The sequence below is a fragment of the Bacillus pfraonensis genome (genome assembly GCF_050768835.1).
Taxonomy (GTDB): domain Bacteria; phylum Bacillota; class Bacilli; order Bacillales; family Bacillaceae_G; genus Bacillus_A; species Bacillus_A pfraonensis.
Genome location: NZ_JAHCDO010000093.1, coordinates 1 through 842, shown reverse-complemented (window position 1 = coordinate 842; position 842 = coordinate 1). Strand labels below are relative to the sequence as shown.

Genomic DNA, 842 nt, shown 5'->3' with positions numbered 1-842 from the left:
GGCAAAGCGAATAAGGCCAAGTTTCGGTAATTTCATTTTGTTACCTACAATCGCAATATTGCCGTTCGTTTGCTTTGTTGTGTAGGATTGAACCTTATTGTTTTTAGATTTGAATCGTGGAATATCATTTTGTTTCTTAAAAAAAACGCGAAAAAGCATCTGCGAGGTTTTTTAATGTGGATTGAAGAGCAATACTATCTACTTCTTTTAACCAAAGTGTATCCTGTTGCTTTTTTAATTGAGTAAGCTCGGCAGAGCAAGAAGGATAGGTTAATCCTTTTCCTGTCTCTTTATAGGTGTCATTCCAGAGAGCAAGAAAATGGTTAAATACAAAGCGACTACACCCAATGGTTTTAGCAATTAATATTTCTTGTACCTTATTTGGATAGATACGAAATTTATATGCCTTATTTACTAACATGGGTTGCACCTCACTTTTTTCGTAGGATACCTACAGTATACTAAAAAAAGTAGGCTTACGCCTACCGACATTCATCCCCCACCTAAAATTGGTGTTTTCACACCTTCACATTTTTGAGGAAGGAGTCTTCTGTCGGAAAATGATAAATGTGAATGTATTCACTTAAACAAACAGGTGCTTTAGTTCAATAAGAATTAAACAACTATATTATCGATTTACAAGTAATTTTTCAAAAGCGCTCTCTGTATTTCCATTTTTGATAACAAAAGTAGGATTATAGGGAAATATCCACTTATAGAAATAGGGATATTTCCCTATAATGTAAAGGAAGTTATAGCGGTAATATTTAGTATATGCAATAGAATTAGTAATTTATATTACTCCAGTAATTTTTCAAAAGCGCTCCCTGTACTTCCATTTT

1 pseudogene is annotated in these 842 nt (G+C 33.3%); it reads right to left on the bottom strand.

From position 1 onward, the window contains the following. Positions 1-421: pseudogene (locus tag KFD70_RS29245) on the bottom strand (RNA-guided endonuclease TnpB family protein); the annotation flags it as partial. Positions 422-842: the final 421 nt, after the last annotated feature.